The organism is Gluconobacter vitians (assembly GCF_015244565.1).
Classification (GTDB): domain Bacteria; phylum Pseudomonadota; class Alphaproteobacteria; order Acetobacterales; family Acetobacteraceae; genus Gluconobacter; species Gluconobacter vitians.
This window is the reverse complement of sequence record NZ_JABCQG010000001.1, coordinates 321274-342227: the sequence shown is the minus strand read 5'-3', so window position 1 is coordinate 342227 and position 20954 is coordinate 321274. Positions and strand designations below refer to the sequence as shown.

Sequence of the window (20954 nt, the reverse complement as noted above, 5' to 3'; positions counted from 1 at the left end):
GATCATGGGGCGGCGTCTTGCCTCGTGGGCGAACCGCTTCAATCAGAGGCTCCCAGATCGCCCATGTCTCGTCCGTAAAAGTGCCTGTTCCGTCTCCTTCTTCCATCCCTACAATATGGGAAGAAATTCAAGATCTAACAAGCCCTAGAACTCAGTAGCTGTAGCCGTAGGACAGGCCGATGCTTGATCCCGGATCGTTTTCCGGCGTCGTAAAGCCCGTGACCTGACCGCCTGTTCCGACCGTCGTGTTGAACTTCAGCCGCTTCGTCAGGTCGATCTGGACCTGTGCCTGCGTGCCGGAGCCGGATGTCGCCTGCTTGGCGCCCACATAGACGCCCTTCATGACGTATTTTCCGGCTTCAACACTGGTGCCGCCATTATCCACGCCGCTGCCACCACCCACGGCCAGACGGTCCAGTCCCAGCAGATTGCGGACCTTGCTCAGCGGATCGAAGGCCGAACCACCCGCAAGCTGCACCACGGCCGCACCCAGCTCGGCCAGCTGCGTCGTGGACAGCGAATGGCTGTCAGTGCCGAACAGCAGGATGGACAGAACCTGATCACGCGGCAGGCTGGGCGTGGAAGCAAAGTCGATCTTCGGCGCGCTGGCATAGCCCGTCACCAGCAGGCTCGCGAGCGTGCCACTGGCGTTGCGGTCGGCGCGGAAATCAAGCGTCGGGTCGAGCTTGTGGTTCACGCCCGAGCCGTTGAACGCCACACGCCCGTTGGTGAAGTTAAGGTTGATCCCGCCCAGGTTAAAATTGCCGCGCTTGAGATCGAAGCCGCCACCTACCGAAGGCTCCGCACTCGTACCGCGCACGCGCAGACGGCCCTGCATTTCCGCAAAGACGCCATGCCCGCGCACGAAGAACTCACCCGGCGAAATCACGTCCACCCCGAGCCCGATGATCAGGTTTGAAGAAGACGTGGCAGGCGGTTTCTGTCCCGGACGGATGACCTCAAGCTGCGGCACGGAAGCCGGCATGGAGTCCGGAATATTGATCGTGGCATTGGGAATGTTGACCTTCCCGTCCACATCCAGCCGCGTCGTGGCCTGCCCGTGAATATGCAGGTCGGTATTGACCGTCGCGGTCAGCAGATCGCTTGAAACCGGGCGGGCATTGTCGGACGTGATATGGATGTCCATCGGAATATCCGGCCGGAAAGCGCCCACGGAGCCATCCATTGTGATGGTGCCCGGTCCTGCATGCGCGACGATATGGTTGATCGCAATGCTGTCGCCGGACGCAACGAGCGCTCCATTGATGTGATTGAGATGCACGCCCTGCGCATAGTGGTCGAACGAGGCGTTCTCGAGCGTGACCTGCCCTGTGGCCTGCGGCTGTGCGGCCGTTCCCGCGACATTGAGGTTGATCACGACCTTGCCGGCCATCCCCATGCCGCTGGCCCCCAGAACCACATTGCCGACCGACAGATCAACATGTCCCGTAGTCGCAAGAGCCATCGACCCCGTCTTGGAGAGCGGTGCGGTTCCGCGCACGGCAAGCGCGACGGATGGCCCTGCTCCAAGCGTTGCATCCACTTTTGCGGAGCTTCCGGCCAGACCGATATTGGCCAGGATCTGGGCGGCCGGGAGGGACGCGGCGGGACCGGTCCGCATCCGCAGATCACGCCCGTTCAACGAGACTGTGCCCGTTGGCGCGGCCAGCGTTCCCCCGAGTTTCGCATTGAGCGAAATCGCGCCTGTTGCCGAAAGGTCCGGCGCAAAAGGCTTTGCGATCGCGGGCGTGATGCGGTCCAGACGGGCCGTGAGTGCGAGGGCCGGCTTGATCGTGCCTGCAACATCAATCGTCGCCGGCGCGACGCCCTGCGGGGCCACCGTTGCCAGCAGATGATCCACGCCCATCGTCTTGCCGAAGGATACCACGGCCGGGCGGCTCAGACGCAGGCTCTCGCCCTTGGCCAGCGCCGTCAGCTGCCCGAGGCGCACCGTCTTTTCGGGCACATTCAGCACAAGCGCGGTGTCGATATTCGCCGGAGCATCCATCACGTTCTGGAAGGCCGCGTTCAGCGCAATGGCCATGGCGGTCTGCGGGCCCTTGATCGTAGCATGGGCCCTGCCCGTCATGGCCTGATAGCGCATTCCGGCCAGATCCAGCACGAGCGAAGGCTCAGGCGCATCGATCGGATTGGTGATGGTGCCGCTGACCTTCAGGGACTGGACAGCGGCCTGAGCCATCGACAGCATTCCGTCCAGTCCAAGTTTCACGACAGGCGGCGCATTTTCAGCTTCCGTTGTGTGCAGGCCCAGAGTCAGGTGACCTGAAATCGCCTGCCCGATCAGACGCCGGAAATCACCCAGATCGCGGATCGAGATGTCCAGGTCCCCGAGCGGGACTTTTGCGCCCTTGGGCAGGCGCAGCTTGCCCTTCCCGCTCAGGCTGTTCCAGTCCAGCGTGTTGAGGTCCAGATGGTACGCGCCCGCATCATCCTGCTGCAGCGCGGTATCGAGGGCGAGTGGCGCATGGTCCAGCGTGCCCTTGGCCGTCAGCGTGCCATCGGGATGGGACGGCAGATGCTGGAAATCCGCATGAAGCGTCACCGGTCCTTTCGCGACTTCCTTTGTCCCGAAATCCCCGTTCAGGTCGGCCTTGACCGCCAGATCATCGGTCGGGCCATCCGCCGTGGCCGTCAGCGTCGTATTGCCAAGAATGGCAGGGCTGGCCTTTGCAAGATCGGGCAACTGGACAGAGGCTTTCGTCTGCATCCGGTTGCCATGGGCCATGTCGATGACGGACGACACCAGCATGTGCAGGGCCGCCCCATCCAGCCCGAAGCTTTTCAGCGTCAGGATATTGGCCGGGGATTTCGTCAGATCGAGCGAGAACGTGCCCGTCTTGCCGATCAGGTTGACAGCCTGTGCCTGACCGTCCGTGATCGCGAGCGTCCCCGTGCTTTTCAGCGTCAGGTCGTCCTGCTTCGTGACCGGCATGGCAAAATCGGCATGCAGCCCTGCACTGCCTTTAAGGTCCGTCTTGCCCATGGCGGCCAGCGGGCGCAGGTCTGGCAGGTCGAGATCCAGATGCCCTTTCGCGGCAGGCTTCAGATCCGCCGTGGCCGCAGCATGGAGCAGCGGATGATCCAGCTTCGCCACGATCGGCGCGGATGGCGCCAGAGGATGCGCCAGAACATCCAGTGTCAGAGGCGCGGACGCCAGAAGCGTGGGCTGGGAGCCCGGGATTCTCAGCCCGTCCAGGGAGGCGGTCAGATGGCCTGTCGCATCACTAGGCTGATCGCTCTCGACGCCTTCGAACTGTGCATGCAGATGCCCGATTCCGGCACCCGCCGCACTCAGGGAGTCGATATCCAGAACACCCTGCCCGTTCGGTGCCGTCAGCGGCCCATGCAGGTCCGTATCCAGTGCGATCGTGTTCCACGCAATGCCCGGACGCAGCGTCATGGACGGCGCGTTGGCCTTTACATGCAGGTCCCCGATACGGGTCAGCAGGTTCATCGTCCCGCTGGCCGACGCCTTGATCGGACCTGCACCCAGACCGAAATCCAGCACTGCCCCCGTACGCGGCCCGTTGAGGTTCAGGTGCAGGTCCATCGGATCGAGCTGCGGCATCTGCCCGAGGGTGGTGGCAAAACCGTTATCGCCTTCCTGAAACCGCACCCCGACTGCAATCCGCTTCTTCAGGGTCTGGACGTTCAGTGTCAGACTGCCCGGCTGATCGAGCCGTTTCAGGGCCAGCGCCACATCCATGACCGGTAGGGTCTTCATTGTCACGCCATCCAGGAACGGCGCGATGCTGTGAATATGGCCGTGACCATCCAGCGAGAATGCCGTTGGCGTCACCGTATAATCCGGCCCGATATCCAGCCGTCCGATATGCAGGGATGCCAGATCGACCCGCAGATGCAGCTTCGACGGCGCCGTGCTGGTCGTCGTGGGCTTGGCAGGCGTCGTATCCGGCGCAGAGACCATCTTGCGCAGGATGGCCACACGCGCGGCAGTCAGGCTTGCGATCTTCGCATCCATGTAGATCAACGACAGCGGCGACCATTTCAGGTCGGCATTATCCAGTTCGATCCAGGGGCCTTTCGTATCCTTGATCAGCAGCTTCGTTACCGCCAAATGATGCGGCAGGAAGCCCGAAAGCCCGGAAATCTCGACCATGCCCCCCGTCAGCGGGCTGATCTTGCGCTCGATCAGACGCTGTCCGGGCGAGATGTTGATCCCGACCAGAACCCCCGTGACCGCCACGGCCACAAGCCCCACGGGCACAATGACCAAACCGGCCGCAACACGGAGAAGAATCCTGCGAACACGCATCAGAACGTCTCCCCGAGGCCGAAATACAGTTCCCATTTATCGCCGTAAGCCGGACGGTTCATCGGCAACGCCACATCTACTCGGATCGGCCCGATGGGCGTAAAATAGCGCACGCCACCACCATAGCCGACCCGCAGCGTGCCCTGCCCCGGCCGTGACCCCGTGCCCACCTGACCGGCATCCACGAACCCGGCAAAACCCAGATTCATGGGCAGGCGCTGGCGGAACTCGACACTGCCCGCATCCATGGACGTGCCACCGATACCGTATTTGGATTTGCCATATTGCGGTCCGACACCCTGATAGCGGAACCCGCGCACCGTGGCCGGGCCACCGGCATAGAGTCGCTGATCGGGCGGGATCTGATAGGTGGATGCGCCCTGCACCGAGCCTACGATCCCGCGCACGGCGATCACGCTGCGTCCGGGACGGGAGATGCCGAGATGTTTCAGATCGAAATAGGTTGAGACCTGCGCCGACAGCAGCGTGAAGAACGATGACCCGCTTTCCAGCGATTCCGAGGGCGTCACCGAAAGCGAAGCGCGCACGCCATGCGTCGCCGGATCGATCGGGTTGGAGAGTTGGGTGTTGTCGAATGTCGCGTTCAGCGGGGCGGCTATGATGAAATAGCTCCGCGTGTCACCAAACTGCTGGATCTGTTCCTGCTCCCCCATCACGCCGCCCGAGACGTTCCAGTATTTTCCGACATGGCGGCTCAGCCCCGCGCGGCCGATGATGGCGGTCTGGTGATAGGAATAGAGAAGCTGGCGGATGCCTTCGAGACGCACGCTCAGGTTCTGCCCCTTGGACAGGAAGTCCGGCTTCATGAAATCCGCATAGACGTCATAGCCCAAGCCCTGCTGGGCGGAACCGCCAAGGCCGGTGATCAGGGCCGTCAGGCGCAGCTGTTCGGCATTGCCCAGCAGGTTGTGATGCGTCCAGCTTACACCAACGCGCCCGCCCAGATCGGTCGAATATCCGATTTCGGCAGACAGGGTGCGCCGCTTGGCTTCCTTGAAACTGAACTCGATCGGCATGGCCTGAAGGATACCAGGCATGAGGGTCTTGTTCGGGGGGAGCGTGATGATCGGCGGCACGTTCCGGACCTGGACGGAGGCGAACACGCCCGTGCTTGCCAGATCCTGACGGGCGGCCTCAATCCGTGACGGGCGGTACAATTCGCCTTCCCTGAGCTCCAGCCGGTTCATGAGATAGCGCTGGTTGGTCTGTTTCAGTCCCGTCAGGCCAACCGGACCGATTACGACCTTCGGGCCACGATTGACCCTGAACACGACATCCAGCGTATGCGTCTGGGGCTTCAGATAGGCCAGCGGCGTAGACACGCTTGCGGTGGCATAACCTTCTTCCTGAAGCTGGTTGAGCAGGCTGTTCTGCGCCGCCAGTACATCGGCCGCCACTGCAGGCTGCCCGGATGTCAGACCGAACGCCTTGCGTTCCTCGGGCAGGAGCGTGACGGGTTGCGCCTGGGCGATGGCCTGCTCGGAGGTCGCGGCAACTGTTGTGGTCGCAGGTGCCGGGGACGCGGTTTTCTGGTCCGGAGTTCCACTGGCAGGCGTTTTCGTGGCGGATGTTTTTGCGGCGGCCGCTTTCGGCGCGGGCTGCGACATGGCGGATACCGTGGGTGTCGTCGGAGCGGGTGCTGCAACGGATGCGGCGGGCGCTTCCTGCGGCGGTGTGGTCAGCGCCACAGCGCCAAGACTGAATCGCGGTCCGGTCGTGGCCGAAACCGTAATGGCGACCTTCTGCTTTTTATCCAGCGCCTTAAGGATATCCGGCAGGGACGGATCCTTGCCATCCACGGTCCGTGCGCCTGCCTTGACGCTGATCTTCACAGACCCCGCATAATATCCCTGCGATTCAAGCGCACCGGTGACGCGGTCGTAATCGCTGCGGATGCGCCCGGCGAGGGCATAGGCTCCGACGGTATGGGACGTCTGCAGCGATTTGAGCTGGGAGGAGGCGCTGATCGCGGCATCCAGATCGGCCTGTTTCGTGGGCGTCAGCGTGACGACATAGGGAATGGCGGGATCGGTCGTGCCATCCGTGACCGGCTTTGCGTTTGCCGCCGGTTTCGAAGCCTTTGCCTCGGCCGGATGTGGCACGCAGAACACAGTCACGATGCCCAGCGCGCAGGACATCGAGGCAAAAGAAACAGAAAAGGAAACGGGGCGGCGGCCTGATTTCACCGTGCGTCCTGGAATCGTCTTGAGGGCACTTCCGGCCATGTCAGAGCCGGACACGAGAGCGCAGACCGAACGACAGGACTGCTACCGTTCGAGGAACCTTGCACGGCCTTTCCTGTCAAGTCCTCCCGGACAGGTGCGGTCCGGAAAATGCCCTGTCAGACCCCTTTGCCATATCGCCGCCTTATTCTGGCACGGCAGCGAAAACGCTTTCCAGCCGGCGAGCGGACACAAACAAGATTGTGTCGTCCCCGCGAAAACCGTATCACTCAGCACCCATGTCCCATCGTGATGCCAAGACACCAAACGGCCGGCGCGGTCACAATCGCCCCGTCCTGGATGGAAATGCCGATTTCCCGGCTTTCCAGCCGACAACGTCGTCCTCGCTGTACAGCCGTCTGCGCTGCATCAGGCGGCTGTCGCTTGTCCTGATCTGGGCATTCTGGGTGTGCTGCATACAGGCCATCCTCATCCGTCTTCCCGGACGCCTGAAGATCCTGATGCCACAGCTGCTCTGGAAGGGCGTGTGCCTGATCATGGGAATCAGGACCACCGTCATCGGCAAGAGCGCAGGCGGCGTGCGGAGTGCCAAGGATGTCCGCAGCGGGCAGCGCCCGGTCGTGTTCGTCGCCAATCACTGCTCCTGGCTCGACATCATCATCATCGGCAGCGCCTTGCCCGGCGTGTTCGTCGCCAAGGGCGAAGTCGGGAAATGGCCTCTCATCGGCACGGCCTCGCGACTGGGTCGGACGATTTTCGTCAGCCGCAACCGTCAGGACACCGGCCGCGAACTGCAGGACATGGCGGCGCGCCTGTGGGACGGCGACGACATCGTCCTGTTCCCGGAAGGCACATCCTCCGACGGCTCTAGGGTCCTTCCGTTCCTGTCATCGTTTTTTGCCGTCGCAAAACCCGGCCGGCTGGAACAGGCCGGGCTTCCGAAAGCTCCTCCGGTCCTGATCCAGCCCGTCTCGGTGGTCTATGACCGTCTTGAAGGCCTGCCGGTCGGGCGCAGCCGGCGGAATGTCTTTTCATGGTACGGGGACATGGACCTTGCCCCCCATCTCTGGTCGTTCGGGCAATGGCGCTCGATGGGCGCCTCGCTGATGCTGCATGATCCCATCAATCCCGAGGATTACCGCTCCCGCAAGGAACTCGCGCGCGCCACGTTCAAGGTCGTCAATGACGGCGCGGCGGAACTGCGGCGCGGCCAGACAGACACGGCCCGGTCCTGAAATCTGCGCGAAACCGGGCCCTGTCATCATGTTTGTCTTGACTTGAAGCCTGCCCACGCGCCACCTTCGGATCATGACACGGCGGTAATCCAGCCTGCGTGTCCGGAGGTGGTGATACCCATTCAGGCCCGTCTGACAATCCGTCGGCCCGTCACATTCGGTTCGCCGTTCTCCGGAACAGGCTTGACCCCGTGGATATCTGCCCCGATGTGTGTGCCTGATTCTGCCATTCCCGGACCGAGACCTTGACTGCCCCGACTTCCCCAGCCGTGCCTGCCTCTTCCGACACCGCGCCCACCGGACATGCTCCACGAGGCCTCCATGTCATTACATGGGGCTGCCAGATGAACGTGTATGACAGCGCGCGCATGGCCGACGTCCTGCGCCCGCTGGGTTATGGACCGGTCGAGCGGCCCGAAGACGCGGACATGGTCATTCTCAACACCTGTCATATCCGCGAACGGGCGACTGAAAAGGTCTTTTCCGAACTCGGACGCCTGCGCAAGATCCGTGACGAGCGGATGAGCAATGGGGCTGACCGCACCATCATCGCCGTCGCCGGCTGCGTGGCGCAGGCTGAGGGTGAAGTCATCCTCTCCCGCGCGCCTTATGTGGATCTGGTGCTCGGGCCGCAGACCTATCACAAGCTGCCTGAAATGGTGGCCCGTGCCGCCCGTGCGGGTGGAGCGGTGATCGAGACGGATTTTCCGGTCGAGCAGAAGTTCGATTTCCTGCCCACGGATGCCGCCCCCCAGACGCAGGGCAATCTCACGGCGTTCCTCACCATTCAGGAAGGCTGCGACAAGTTCTGTTCGTTCTGCGTGGTGCCCTATACCCGTGGCGCGGAAACAAGCCGCCCGGTCGCTTCGGTTCTTGCCGAGGCCCGCCGGATGGCCGAAAGCGGCGTGCGCGAGATCACGCTGCTCGGGCAGAACGTCAACGCCTATCATGGCGATGATGGCAAGGGTGGCAGTGAGACTCTGGCCGGGCTGGTCGAACAGCTCGCGCAGATCCCCGGTCTGGGCCGCATCCGCTACATGACGTCCCATCCCCGCGACGTGGACCAGAGCCTGATCGACGCCCACCGGGACAATCCGGCGCTCATGCCGTTCCTGCATCTGCCCGTGCAGAGCGGCTCGGACCGGATCCTCAAGGCCATGAACCGCGGCCATACGGCGGACGAATACCGCGAGAGCGTCCGCAAGCTGCGCGAGGCCCGTCCCGATCTGGCCCTGTCTTCCGATTTCATCGTCGGCCATCCCGGCGAGACGGAAGAGGATTTCGAAGCGACCATGCAACTCGTGCGCGATATCGGTTTCGCCATGGCCTACAGCTTCAAATATTCCCCCCGTCCCGGCACACCGGCTGCCGGCCAGCCGATGCAGGTGCCCGAGGACGTGAAGGATCGCCGTCTGGCCGAACTACAGGCGCTTCTGCGCGAGCAGCAGGACGCCTTCAATGCCGACATGGTCGGAACGGTGCAGGAAATCCTGGTGACGAACCGGGGCCGCAAGCCCGGGCAGATCGCCGGGCGTTCCCCCTATCTACAACCCGTTCATTTCGACGGGCCGGATCATCTGATCGGGTCCACCGTCAAGGTCGCCATCACCACGCGCCGCACCAACTCCCTGGGCGGCACCATGATCCGGGAGACAGCCTCCGCTTGCTGACAACGCACCCGACCCGTCCCGCCGCCACCAGCACTGGCTCCGAAGGCAACCGCACCGTTGCCCTTCGCTTCAATGACAACATCCTGCTCCAGCGCCTGCTGGGGGATCATGACCGGCATCTCGTCCGGCTTGAGGAAGGATTCGACGTCAAGCTGTCCTGTCGTGGCAACAAGATCGCCATATCCGGGGAGACGGAAACGGTCGGCCGCGCACAGGCGGCCATCATCGCGCTATACAACCAGCTCGAACAGGGCGGCACGATCGATGCCTCGCAGGTCGATGGCGTGATCCGCCTGACGGCCCTGCCAAGCCGCCCGGAACGACCGGTTGACACGAGGCAGGCTCGCCCTGTTCCCGACGAACGCCCGCGTGGCAATAACAGCCACCGGCGTCCGGAAAAGGGCCATGGCAAGCCGCATAATGCGCCCGCCACGGCATTCGGGGATCTGCCCGCCATCAAGACCAAGCGCGGCGTCATCGCACCCCGCTCGCATGGTCAGGCCGCCTATATGGAAATGCTGGCCAATACCGACATGGTCTTCGGCATTGGCCCGGCCGGTACGGGCAAGACCTATCTGGCCGTGGCGCAGGCCGTGGGCATGCTGCTCGCCGGGCAGGTGGACCGGATCATTCTCTCGCGCCCGGCCGTCGAAGCCGGTGAGCGCTTGGGCTTCCTGCCCGGCGACATGCGCGAAAAGATCGACCCCTATCTGCGCCCTCTGTACGACGCCCTGCATGACATGATGCCGGGCGATCAGGTGGTACGCCGCATGGGGACGGGTGAGATCGAAGTGGCGCCGCTCGCCTTCATGCGCGGTCGGACTCTGGCTCATTCCTACGTCATTCTGGATGAAGCCCAGAATACGACCGCAGCCCAGATGAAGATGTTCCTTACCCGCATGGGCGAAGGCACACGCATGGCCATTACGGGCGATCTGAGTCAGATCGATCTGCCGAATGGTGTATCATCCGGTCTGCGTGAAGCGGTCGAGACCCTCGAAGGCATCAAGGGAATCGGCATCACGCGCTTTTCTTCCGAAGATGTGGTGCGCCATTCGCTGGTTGCCCGTATCGTCGATGCCTATGAACAGAAAGCGCCAGCGTCCCGGGATGTGTTCCGGAACAGGCTGCGCCGGGAAAACAATGGAACCTCCAAGTCGACACGCCGGTACTGACATCATCATCGAGGACGCCCGCTGGCGCGCCTCGGTTCCGGGGACAGAGCGTGCAATCCGGCGCGCCCTCGTCGCGGTCGCCCGTCAGGGTGGACCCGACTTCACGCAGTCCCCGGCTCCTTCGATCCTTCTGGCGACAGACCGGATCGTCAAGCGCCTCAATGCGCGCTTTCGAAACAAGAACAAGCCCACGAACGTGCTGACGTTCGAGCCTGTGTCATCCGTGCATGGCGGGGACATTGTGCTGGGTTACGAGACCGTGCGCCGTGAAGCCACGGCAGCAAGACGCTCGCTGCGGGCGCATCTGTCGCATCTTGTGGTGCATGGCGCGCTGCATCTTGCCGGTTACGACCATCACCATCCCGGCGAGGCCCGGGAAATGGAAGGAATTGAGACCCGCACCCTGCGGTCCCTTGGTTTCGGGGACCCGTGGCGCCAGGGAAACTGGCAGCAGGCCGGGAGTGTCCGGATATGAGTGACGAATTAAACGACCGCCTGTCTGAAGAGTCGGGCAAGAGCCGTCCCTCACGCGGCCTTTTCGGACTTTTCAACCGCCGCAGCCGCGATCAGGGCCTTCGCGAGTCCATCGCCACCCTTGTGCAGGAAGCCGGACAGCCGGCTGAGGAAGCGAGCGACGAACCCGAACTGGACCGGCAGGAACGCGCGCTCATCATGAACGTGCTGCGTCTGCGCGACATCACGGCGGATGACGTCATGATCCCGCGGGCAGACATCATCGCGATGCCCGAGGCCCTGCCATTCCAGGAAGCGCTGGACCTGATGCGCCGGGAAAACCATTCCCGCCTTCCCGTCTATCGCGACCAGCTCGACGACATCGCAGGCATGATCCATGTGAAGGACCTGATCGCCTATGTCGGCGATCCGGAGGCCTTCGACATCCGGCCGCTCCTGCGTCAGCCGCTGATGATTGCCCCGACCATCCCGGTGCTGGACCTGCTGCTGCAGATGCGTCAGCGTCAGATGCACATGGCCCTCGTCATCGACGAATATGGCAGCATCGACGGGCTCGTGACGATCGAGGACCTGATCGAAACCATCGTGGGCGATATTTCCGACGAGCATGACGATCCGGTCACGACCATGTGGGTGGAGCGCCCGGATGGTTCGTTCGATATCGATGCCCGTCTCCCGGTCCGGCAGCTTGAGGAGCGCCTCGGTGCTGTCCTGACCGATGCCGAACGTGAGGCCGAGATCGAGACGGTCGGCGGTCTGGTCTTCCGTCTGGCCGAGCATGTCCCGGCCAAGGATGAAGTGCTGACCCATGAGAGCGGTCTGGAGTTCCGGGTGCTGGATGCGGATGCGCGGCATATCCGTTCCCTGCGCATGCGGGTGCCGGATGGCTGGGAAAACAAGCCGCTTCCCACCCTCAAGACGCAGGAAGATGACCGGGGCTCTTGACGGAGCCCCCCGTTCATCGTTCGAGTACCATATCGTTTCCAGCGGAGCCCCGCCCATGTCTGCCCCCCTGCTTTCCGGACGCCGCGCCTTTCTCGTGACTGGTGCTGCTCTCGTGGCCACGGCCTCGGTGCCATCCCTGCGTGCCGAGGATCTTCCGGCCAGCGATCCACGCATGGGACCACGGGTCATCGGTTCGCCGGATGCCAAGGTCATGGTGGATGAATGGTTCTCGCTGACCTGCTCGCACTGTGCCCATTTCGCACAGGAGGTCTTCCCGCAGATCCGCAAAAACCTGATCGATACGGGAAAGATCCGCTACCGCTTCCATGACTTCCCGCTCGATCAGGTCGCCCTGCTGGCGTCCATGGTGTCGCGCTCCCTGCCCGCCGACCGGTACGAACCGTTCGTGACAGATCTGCTCGACCATCAGGACCAGTGGGCTTTCGCACAGAACATTGACCCTGTCGCGGAGCTGAAAAAGCGTGCGGCCCTGTTCGGCATCAATGCCGCAGAGTTCGACCGGATCAATGCCGACAATGCCCTGCGTGAGGCCATCATCGACAAACAGGATCATGATGGCGCTTTCCTCCAGATCCAGGGCACGCCATATTTCCGTATCAATGATGTTGCCGCACCAGACGTGGTGGGCAGTTATGATGATTTTGCCAAAGCAGTCGCAAAGGCTTCCTGAATGACCCGTCTTTCCCTCTCCCGCCGCCTTTTCGTCTCTGCCGCACCGGCCCTCGCCGTTGCTGGCAGCGTAAGCGCGTCCCGTGCCGCCGATGCCGTCGATCCCCGCCTGAGCCCGCGTATCATCGGCAATCCGAACGCCAAGGTTCTGGTTCAGGAATGGTTCTCCCTGACCTGCACGCACTGCGCCCATTTCGCGACGGAAGAGTTTCCGAAGATCAAGGAACAGCTCATCGACACTGGTAAGATCCGCTATCAATTCCACGATTTCTGCGGTGACCGCGTTGGCCTGACCGCTGCCATGGTTGCACGCTCCCTGCCTCAGGACCGTTACGTACCGTTCCTTGAGGCCCTGTTCTCCAGCCAGATGCAGTGGGCTTTTGCGGCTGGTGGTGACCCAATGCAGCGCCTGCAGCAGATGTCTGCTCTCGCCGGTGTCTCCGCGACGCAGTTCCAGTCCATCAGCCAAGACAATGTCTTTGCGGAAGCCCTGTTCGATCAGGTCAAGAAGGATTCGGACACCTACAACATCCAGGGCACGCCGTATTTCCGCTTCAACAACACGCATTACGACCAGGATCCGGAAACCTACGAAAAGTTCGCCGATCTCGTCGCTAAGGCGTCCTGATCCAGGACCGTAGGACCAGTATCTCCATACCCTGATGTCGAGCCGTGCCACGACGATCGACCGCCTGAGCATTGGCGGTTTCAAGAGTTTCGCCGATGAGGTGCGTCTCGATATCCTTCCGGGTCTGACGGGGATCATCGGGCCGAACGGCTGCGGAAAATCCAATGTCGTCGAAGGCCTGCGCTGGGCGATGGGTGAAACCTCCGCCCGTGCCCTGCGTGGTGGGGAACTCGACGACCTGATCTTTGCGGGCACGGGCGCACGCTCCGCCCGCAACATTGCTCAGGTCACACTGCATCTAAGCAACGCGGCCGGTCTGGCCCCGTCCCCGTTTCAAGACGCGGATGAACTGGAAATCAGCCGCCGGGCCGAGCGCGGTTCAGGCAGCGAATACCGCATCAATGGCCGCGTCATGCGTGCCCGTGACGTTCAGACGCTCTTTGCCGATCTGGCATCTGGTGCACGCAGTTCCGCCATCATCAGCCAGAACCGCGTCGGCCAGCTCATCGCGGCCAAGCCCGAGGAACGGCGCCTGCTGCTCGAAGAGGCCGCGGGCATCACCGGCCTGCACGCCCGGCGCCACGATGCCGAACTCAAGCTGCGCCAAACCGAGACAAATCTTTCCCGCGCCGAGGATCTGCGTCTTCAGCTCGAGGAACGGCTTGCAAGCCTTGAAGGCCAGACCGTTCAGGCCCGGAAATATCGCGAGATTTCCGAAAAGATCCGTACGACGGAAACCGAGCTTCACGCCCTGCTCCATGCCCGCGCCAATCTGGCCGTCCAGCGCAGCCGGGATGATCTCGCCAAGGCCCGCGAAGATCTCAAAAAGGCGGAGCAGGCTGCCGAAGCTGCGGCCATTGCCGAATTCGAAGCCCGCAAGGCAGCACCCGATGCCCGCGAGGAAACGGACCGCCTGCGCAGTGCCTTGGAGCGACTGAAGGTCCAGTTCGAAACCCTGCGTCAGGACCTTGAGCGCGCCCGACAGGCCGAGTCCGAAACCCGCGCGCGTCTGGAGCAGGCCCAGGGTGATCTTGCCCGGAGCGAAGCCAGCCTTGCGGCCGATCGCGCGGCCCATACAGCCGCAACGGAAGAATGTTCCGCCCTTGAAGCCGAGGCCGCCGCTCTCCCTGCGCAACGCAGTGCCGGTGCAGCCGAATGTGACCGCCTTGCCGCGCTTGAAAAAGATCAGGCGAGCGCTTTCGAAGAAGCAATCCGCCTGCGTGACGCCGAAGCCATTCGACGGGATGCCGTCATGGAAGGGCTGGATGCCCTGACCATCCGGCTTGATGCAGAAGTCGGGGCACTGGAAGCACTCACAGCAGAAATCACAGCGCTGGATCAGGCTACGCCCGGCAGTGATACGCTCAGCACACTGCGTCAGAACGTCGCAGCGACGCAGGCGCAGTCAGAAACTGCCAGCCGACGGGAACAGGACTGCGCCAGCGCGTTGCAGGATGCGCGGCTGAAGGCCGAACTGGACGGTCGTGCCCTGACGGAAGGAAAGAACCGCCTCGAAACCCTGCAGGCCGCCGAGGCCGATCTGGACCGGCGCCTTCAGACGACCGAAAGCCAGATCCGCCAGGACCGGACCACGCGCGAGACGGCCCAGACCGCGCTCCTGAGCGAACAGGCCCGGACCGGACTCGAGACGACCCGCAATACCGCTGCGCAGGCCCTGAACGAAGCCCAAGTGCACGAAGAGCAGGCGCGACAGGAACAGGAACGGCTCGGCACGCTGTGGCTCGAATCCCGCGCGGCAGCCGAAGAGGGCACGCAGCGTCAGAAAGCCCTTCTGCGCACTGTGGAGCAGAACCGATACGCTCTCGAGCAGGCCCGACAGAAGGCTGCGTCTGCTGCGGCCGCTGAAGCAGAAGCCAGAACGGCGCTCATGCCTGAACAGACTGTTCAGGAGGCGGTCAGTGCCGTTGCCCGGATCGAAGACCGCCTGAATGGTCTTCAGGATGCACTGACGAAAGCCGAAGCCAGTCTCACGGAGAGGCGCGAACAGGAAAATCAGGCCTGCTCCGCTCTTTTGGAACTGGAAACGCTGATTCTGCGGACGCAGGGAGAATGTGAAGGGCTGGAGCAGAGTCTGAATGCGGTCGCCGCCCAGCCCGACCCGCTGGAGGATGCACTGGACCTTCCGGCAGACATGGCGCGGGCCGTCGCAGCCGTGCTGGCGGATGGTCTGGATGCCTCGCTCGCACCCGATACCACGCCTGCCGACCGGCGCTGGCGCACACTGGACCGGCTGGGCGTAACAGAACTGCCGTCCTGCCGGGCACTTTCCACACTCATTGAAGCACCCGAAGCCCTGATGCGCTGTCTGGATGCAGCGTTTCTGCTTGAAGACGAGTCCGCAGGGACCCGCTTGCAGAAAGCGCTCCAGCCGGGACAGGTCCTTGTCTGCCGCAGCGGTGCATTGTGGCGCTGGGACGGCTTTACGCGCTCAGCCGATGCGCCGGATGCTGGTGCAGTACGCCTCGAACAGCGTCGGCGCCTGACAGATGCCCGCGCCCTGCTCCAGTCGCATGAGGCTTCGCAGCCCGCACTGAGCGAAAACCATGCCTCTGCCAGCCGCGCCCGCGAACAGGCCGAAGCAGCCCTTGCGGCATTACGCCGGGATCGCGCAACGCTGGAGCCACACCTGGCCGAAGCACGAACCGTCGCCTCCAGACTCGAGCAGAAAGCCGCATTGGTTCGGACCCAATGGGAGCAGGTCACACAGCGCCGACAGGAAGCCGACGAAGCACTGACACTGGCCCAGACCGCAGCCACGCAGGCCGAAGCAGAGTTGGCGGCCCATCCCGCACCCGACGCTCTGCAGGCCCGCGCCACGGCCTGCGCGGAAGATGCCGAAAACGCTCGCAATGCACTCCGAGCAGTCAGCACCCAATTGCAGGAGGCCCGGAGCATTGCAGACACCGCCGTCCGTGCCCTCGATCAGGCCATTCTGCGTCATGATGCCGCACGCTCCCGCCTGCAGGATCTGGACGATGGGCTGGCGCGTCTGGAGGACGAGCGCGCGCGACTCGCTGCCCAGCGGGTCTCGCTTCAGCAGCAGAACAACCGCCCCGACATGACTGCCCTGACGGCCGCTGCACAGGCCTCACAGGACGTTCTTGATGCCGCCGGCTCTACGGCCGATGCGGCATCACATACTGCGCGGGAAAGCCGCGAACAGGCCGCCCGTCTGCTGCGGGAGCTTCAGGCACTCGATCAGGCCGCCGCAACAGCCCAGGCCCGCCGCTCCGCCCTTGAACCCCGCCGGGCGGACCTGCAGGCCTTGGTCGGACGCCTTCGGGAAGACCATGCCAAACGAAGGGCCGAACTGGCCGAACGTCCTGAACCCGCCGTGCTGGAACAGGCTGTTCTGGACGCTGCGGGCCCTCTCCAGCAGACGCGCCACCTGTTGGAGGAGGCGCGGACCGAGAGCAGCCGCCTGTCTCTCGAAGAGGTTCGCCTGACCGGAGCGCTGACTGCCGTCCGCGCCCGTCTTGAAACACTCGCCAGCCGTATTGCTACGGAAGAGGCCAGTCTCGCCCAGCTTCGCACCCGCCACGACGTATTGCAGGAGAGCTTCCAGACCGCGAGCGCTCTCCCCGCTGAGCTGGAACGCAAACTTGCCGGTCACGATCAGACCCTGACGGAGGCCCAGAATGCGTATGATGCAGCGCGCGCCCGTGACGAGGCCGCAGGGGTTGCCGGACTGGAAGCGCAGGAACAGCGGCGCAATGCCGACCTCGCACTCGCGGCCGGACGCGAGGCGATCGCCCGCCTGACCGAGCGGGCCGAACAGGCAGTTGCCGCCCGCGAGCGCCTGCTGGCTGACAGCGAACCGCCACAGGGCAGCGCTCAGGGGGGCGCCTATCCATCTGATCTTTCCGAGCAGGCCGAGACGTCCACCCGCCGGCGCCTCTCACGGCTGACGCGTGAGCGTGAAGAGCTCGGCGCCGTCAATCTGCGGGCGGAAGCCGAGTTCGAAGAAGCCCGTGAGACGGCCGAGACCATCGCCCGTGAACATGCCGAGCTGACCGCCGCCATCAACAGACTGCGCGGTGGCATCGGCACGATCAACCGTGAGGGGCGCGAGCGGCTTCTGGCAGTTTTCACGGAAGTGGACCGGCATTTCCAGTCCCTGTTCGCCCGCATGTTCGGCGGTGGGCGCGCGCATCTGGGCATGGTCGGCAGCGATGATCCGCTGGAAGCCGGGCTGGAAATCTTTGCCCAGCCGCCGGGCAAAAAGCTTTCGACGCTGTCCCTGCTTTCGGGTGGCGAACAGGCCCTGACCGCGCTTTCGCTGATCTTTGCAACCTTCCGCTGTAACCCGGCCCCGATCTGCGTACTCGATGAGGTCGATGCGCCGCTGGATGACGCGAATGTCGAGCGTTTCTGCTCCCTGCTGTCCGACATGACCAAAGAAGCCGGCACGCGGTTTCTGGTCGTGACGCATCATCAGCTGACGATGGCGCATATGGATCGACTTTATGGTGTCACAATGCAGGAACGTGGTGTAAGCCGGGTTCTGTCAGTCGATCTGGGGCACGCCACCGCGCTTGTGGACGGCTGAGGTCAATTTTCTCAAACAGATAAATTGACGTTGGACCGTTCTGGCCCTTTGATAGAAGGAAAACCAGAAAGCACGCGCCATCTTCGTTGATCCACCCCTTCCCGACCCCGTCATGACGCGAATCCGTGAACACGGCATCCGCGTGGTGGGAGACGTACATGGTGATTTCAACGCTTTCCGGCACGCAACGGCAACGGACCGCTTTGTCATCCAGCTCGGGGACCTTGTGGATCACGGGCCGGACAGCGCCGGTGTGCTGGAACTGATGCTCGAACTTCTGGAACAGCAGCGCGGTCTGTTCATCCTGGGCAATCACGACCGCAAGCTGGGCCGTGCCCTCGAAGGTCGCCGCCTGCGCCGTGACCCGCCCCTTGAGGAAACGCTACGGCAGATTTCCCTTCCGGAATATGAAGGTCTGCCCGAACGCGCCTACGAGGCAATCGACAAGGCCCCGACCTGGCTGCGGATCGGGCGCTCGCTGTTCGTGCATGGCGGCTTCCATACGGCGATGCTGTCCCTTTCCCCCGTTCCGGGTCTGGGCGAGATGTCCGCGCCGCTTTCCCGCGCCCTTTTTGGGGAAACCACCGGCCGCATGCAGCCGGATGGCTATCCCGAACGCCGCCTGACCTGGATCAACCGCATTCCCGAAGGAATGATGGTCTATGTTGGCCATGACCGCCGCTCGACGGACGGCCGCCCCTGGCGCCGGACGGGTCGTCTGGGCGGTACGGCCATCTTCACCGATCTCGGTGCCGGAAAAGGTGGCCATCTTGCATGGATCGATCTGAATGAACCCTAAGCCTGTCCCTTCCACGCCCCGCAACCCTGATCCGGCCGGCTCCGATCCCGCGATGGCCGAACTCGAACGCCTGCGTGCCAGTATCGACAACATCGACGCTGCACTGATCCACATGCTGGCGGAGCGCTTCCGCTGCACGCAGGAAGTCGGGAAGCTCAAGGCCCGCGCCCATCTTCCTCCGGCCGACCCGTCCCGGGAGACGCGGCAGATCGAACGCCTGCGCCAGCTTGCACGGGATGCGCATCTGGATCCCGATTTCGCCGAGAAATTTCTGGCATTCGTTATCCGCGAGGTCATCCGACATCACGAAGCCATCGCCGCAAACGCCCGTCAGGCATCGGAGGACTGATGTCCATGCGCCGCCTCCTTCTTCTGCGCCACGCCGAAGCCGTTCCCCATGTCCGGACAGAGAGCGGTGACCGGGCCCGTGTGCTCACCCCGAAGGGACAGGAGCAGGCCGCCAGTATTGGCCGGCAGATTGCCACGCTTGACCTGCCCAGCCCCATGCAGATCCTGTGCAGCCCCGCTGCACGGACCCGGCAGACCGCACAGGGCGTGCTGGATGCATTGAGCAATGCGCCTGCCTTCACACTCGAAGACAGCCTTTATTCCGCCGTGGCAGATGATTTTTACGGCCTCATCCACGCCACGTCCGAAGCCGTTCAAACGCTGCTGATCGTCGGCCATAACCCCACCATTAGCGAGTTTGCCTGTGATCTCCTTGGTCCGGCCCTTCAGGGTGGGCAGTTCTCAGCACTCAACCGAGGCTATCCGCTGGCAGGGCTGACGGTCTTTGATGTTCCGGGAGACTGGCTGGACGTTCGACCGTCCACGGTCCAGCCCGTCAGACTGCTGCAACCCTGAAAATATCATCCGAAGGGCGTCTCTGGACATAAAAAACCTTTCGGACGTAAAACAGAATAATATCCTTACTCTCAGGCCGGTTTATTATCCCTATGTCCGAAAAACGCTCCGCAACCTTTGGTCTCGATGGCCTCAGCCGTCAGTTTCCAGTTCTGGAAGGGACAATCGGTCCGGACGTCGTGGACATGCGTGCCCTGTCCCAGAAAACAGGCATGTTCTCCTATGATCCGGGACTGGGGAGCACGGCCACCTGCACCAGCGCCATCAGCTATATTGACGGCGACAAGGGCGTGCTGCTGCACCGTGGCTATCCGATCGAGGATCTGGCTCTCAATGCCAGCTTCACCGAGACGGCCTATCTGCTGCTCTATGGCGAACTGCCGACTGCCGCGCAGTATCAAGCCTTCCGCACGGACATGAACACCCACCGCCTGCTGAACGAGCAGATCCGGAACTTCTTCAACGGCTTCCGCCGCGATGCGCATCCCATGGCCATCCTGTGCGGTACGGTCGGCGCGCTTTCGGCCTTTTATCATGATGATGTGGACATTTCGCAGCCTGCGACCCGCGATCTGTCCGCCCGTCGCCTGATCGCCAAGGTCCCGACCATCGCCGCCTGGGCCTACAAATATTCTATCGGTGAGCCTTTCATCTACCCCGATGAGGAAATGTCGTTCTCCGAGAACTTCCTGCACATGCTGTTTGCCCGGCCGGGCAATCATTACCGGGTCAATCCGGTGCTGGCGCGGGCCATGGATCGCATCCTTCTGCTGCATGCCGATCATGAGCAGAACGCCTCCACGACGACCGTGCGCCTCGTCGGCTCAACCGGTGCAAACCCCTATGCCTGTATTGCGGCAGGTATTGCGGCACTCTGGGGGCCGGCACATGGCGGTGCAAACGAAGCCGCTCTCAGTATGCTGGAATCCATCGGCACCCGTGACGGCATCCCGGCCTTCCTCGAGCAGGTCAAGAACCGCAATTCCGGCGTGCGCCTGATGGGCTTCGGCCACCGCGTTTACAAGAACTTCGACCCGCGCGCGAAGATCCTTCAGGCGACCTGCCATGAAGTTATCGAGGAGCTCGGCCTCAAGCGTGATCCGCTGCTCGACCTAGCCATGGAGCTTGAACGCGTGGCGACCGAGGACGATTATTTCGTCAGCCGCCGTCTCTATCCGAATGTGGATTTCTATTCCGGACTGATCCTCAAGGCGCTTGGGATTCCCAAGAGCATGTTCACCGTTCTGTTCGCGGTCGCGCGGACGGTCGGCTGGGTCAGTCAGTGGAAGGAAATGATCGAGGAGCCGTCCGTGCGCATCAGCCGCCCAAGGCAGCTCTATATCGGCGCAGCGGAACGGAGTTTCGTCCAGATGAGCGAGAGGAGCTGAGGCTCCTCTGCAAAG

Annotated in this window: 14 protein-coding genes; 12 read left to right on the top strand and 2 right to left on the bottom strand. The window is 63.0% G+C overall.

All coding sequences use genetic code 11. The annotated features are described in order from the left end of the window. Nucleotides 1–151: 151 nt before the first annotated feature. Together HKD24_RS01645 and HKD24_RS01640 are read right to left on the bottom strand one after the other, a co-directional pair. Entirely contained in the window at nt 152–4297 is a 4146-nt protein-coding gene (locus HKD24_RS01645; protein ID WP_194258701.1) for a translocation/assembly module TamB domain-containing protein, read from the bottom strand. Beyond that, the gene (locus HKD24_RS01640; RefSeq protein ID WP_228124086.1) at nt 4297–6543 is read right to left on the bottom strand and encodes an autotransporter assembly complex protein TamA; all 2247 of its coding nucleotides are present in this window, start codon (nt 6541–6543) and stop codon (nt 4297–4299) included. The genes HKD24_RS01645 and HKD24_RS01640 overlap by 1 nt, the downstream gene beginning before the upstream one ends. 236 nt (nt 6544–6779) lie before the next feature. Between HKD24_RS01640 and HKD24_RS01635 the strand changes: the two genes are divergently transcribed. The 12 genes from HKD24_RS01635 to HKD24_RS01580 all read left to right on the top strand — a co-directional run bounded on the left by HKD24_RS01635 (nt 6780) and on the right by HKD24_RS01580 (nt 20939). Then, on the top strand, nt 6780–7736 hold the full coding sequence (locus HKD24_RS01635) for a lysophospholipid acyltransferase family protein (protein WP_194258700.1): 957 nt from the start codon (nt 6780–6782) through the stop codon (nt 7734–7736). A 269-nt stretch (nt 7737–8005) separates the two neighbouring features. After that, nucleotides 8006–9406: a tRNA (N6-isopentenyl adenosine(37)-C2)-methylthiotransferase MiaB gene (gene miaB / locus HKD24_RS01630; protein ID WP_407646341.1), complete on the top strand. Its 1401-nt coding sequence runs from the start codon at nt 8006–8008 to the stop codon at nt 9404–9406. Continuing rightward, the gene (locus HKD24_RS01625; protein WP_194258698.1) at nt 9400–10581 is read left to right on the top strand and encodes a PhoH family protein; all 1182 of its coding nucleotides are present in this window, start codon (nt 9400–9402) and stop codon (nt 10579–10581) included. The genes miaB and HKD24_RS01625 overlap by 7 nt, the downstream gene beginning before the upstream one ends. Beyond that, entirely contained in the window at nt 10550–11056 is a 507-nt protein-coding gene (gene ybeY, locus HKD24_RS01620) for an rRNA maturation RNase YbeY (protein WP_194258697.1), read from the top strand. Before HKD24_RS01625 ends, ybeY begins: the two co-directional genes overlap by 32 nt. Beyond that, nucleotides 11053–12000 (top strand): hemolysin family protein, encoded by a 948-nt coding sequence (locus tag HKD24_RS01615; RefSeq protein ID WP_194258696.1) that lies wholly within the window; start codon nt 11053–11055, stop codon nt 11998–12000. The genes ybeY and HKD24_RS01615 overlap by 4 nt, the downstream gene beginning before the upstream one ends. A gap of 55 nt (nt 12001–12055) precedes the next feature. After that, on the top strand, nt 12056–12691 hold the full coding sequence (locus HKD24_RS01610; RefSeq protein ID WP_228124085.1) for a thioredoxin domain-containing protein: 636 nt from the start codon (nt 12056–12058) through the stop codon (nt 12689–12691). Further along, entirely contained in the window at nt 12692–13318 is a 627-nt protein-coding gene (locus HKD24_RS01605; protein ID WP_194258695.1) for a thioredoxin domain-containing protein, read from the top strand. 34 nt (nt 13319–13352) lie between these two features. After that, nucleotides 13353–17888, top strand: a complete 4536-nt coding sequence (locus HKD24_RS01600) for an AAA family ATPase (RefSeq protein WP_194258694.1) — start codon at nt 13353–13355, stop codon at nt 17886–17888. Nucleotides 17889–18000: 112 nt separating this feature from the next. Further along, nucleotides 18001–18687, top strand: coding sequence for a metallophosphoesterase (locus HKD24_RS01595; protein ID WP_194258693.1), 687 nt, complete (start codon nt 18001–18003; stop codon nt 18685–18687). Between the two features lie 52 nt (nt 18688–18739). Continuing rightward, entirely contained in the window at nt 18740–19036 is a 297-nt protein-coding gene (locus tag HKD24_RS01590; protein ID WP_194258735.1) for a chorismate mutase, read from the top strand. A 5-nt stretch (nt 19037–19041) separates the two neighbouring features. Beyond that, nucleotides 19042–19551: a SixA phosphatase family protein gene (locus HKD24_RS01585; protein ID WP_228124084.1), complete on the top strand. Its 510-nt coding sequence runs from the start codon at nt 19042–19044 to the stop codon at nt 19549–19551. 92 nt (nt 19552–19643) lie between these two features. Then, nucleotides 19644–20939, top strand: a complete 1296-nt coding sequence (locus tag HKD24_RS01580) for a citrate synthase (protein WP_194258691.1) — start codon at nt 19644–19646, stop codon at nt 20937–20939. Nucleotides 20940–20954: the final 15 nt, after the last annotated feature.

What these genes read in the sequence shown, in the direction of transcription:
- HKD24_RS01645 (WP_194258701.1), bottom strand. Translation starts at nt 4,297, where the DNA reads ATGCGTGTTCGCAGGATTCTTCTCCGTGTTGCGGCCGGTTTGGTCATT.
- HKD24_RS01640 (WP_228124086.1), bottom strand. Translation starts at nt 6,543, where the DNA reads ATGGCCGGAAGTGCCCTCAAGACGATTCCAGGACGCACGGTGAAATCA.
- HKD24_RS01635 (WP_194258700.1), top strand. Translation starts at nt 6,780, where the DNA reads ATGTCCCATCGTGATGCCAAGACACCAAACGGCCGGCGCGGTCACAAT.
- ybeY (WP_194258697.1), top strand. Translation starts at nt 10,550, where the DNA reads ATGGAACCTCCAAGTCGACACGCCGGTACTGACATCATCATCGAGGAC.
- HKD24_RS01615 (WP_194258696.1), top strand. Translation starts at nt 11,053, where the DNA reads ATGAGTGACGAATTAAACGACCGCCTGTCTGAAGAGTCGGGCAAGAGC.
- HKD24_RS01610 (WP_228124085.1), top strand. Translation starts at nt 12,056, where the DNA reads ATGTCTGCCCCCCTGCTTTCCGGACGCCGCGCCTTTCTCGTGACTGGT.
- HKD24_RS01605 (WP_194258695.1), top strand. Translation starts at nt 12,692, where the DNA reads ATGACCCGTCTTTCCCTCTCCCGCCGCCTTTTCGTCTCTGCCGCACCG.
- HKD24_RS01600 (WP_194258694.1), top strand. Translation starts at nt 13,353, where the DNA reads ATGTCGAGCCGTGCCACGACGATCGACCGCCTGAGCATTGGCGGTTTC.
- HKD24_RS01595 (WP_194258693.1), top strand. Translation starts at nt 18,001, where the DNA reads ATGACGCGAATCCGTGAACACGGCATCCGCGTGGTGGGAGACGTACAT.
- HKD24_RS01590 (WP_194258735.1), top strand. Translation starts at nt 18,740, where the DNA reads ATGGCCGAACTCGAACGCCTGCGTGCCAGTATCGACAACATCGACGCT.
- HKD24_RS01585 (WP_228124084.1), top strand. Translation starts at nt 19,042, where the DNA reads ATGCGCCGCCTCCTTCTTCTGCGCCACGCCGAAGCCGTTCCCCATGTC.
- HKD24_RS01580 (WP_194258691.1), top strand. Translation starts at nt 19,644, where the DNA reads ATGTCCGAAAAACGCTCCGCAACCTTTGGTCTCGATGGCCTCAGCCGT.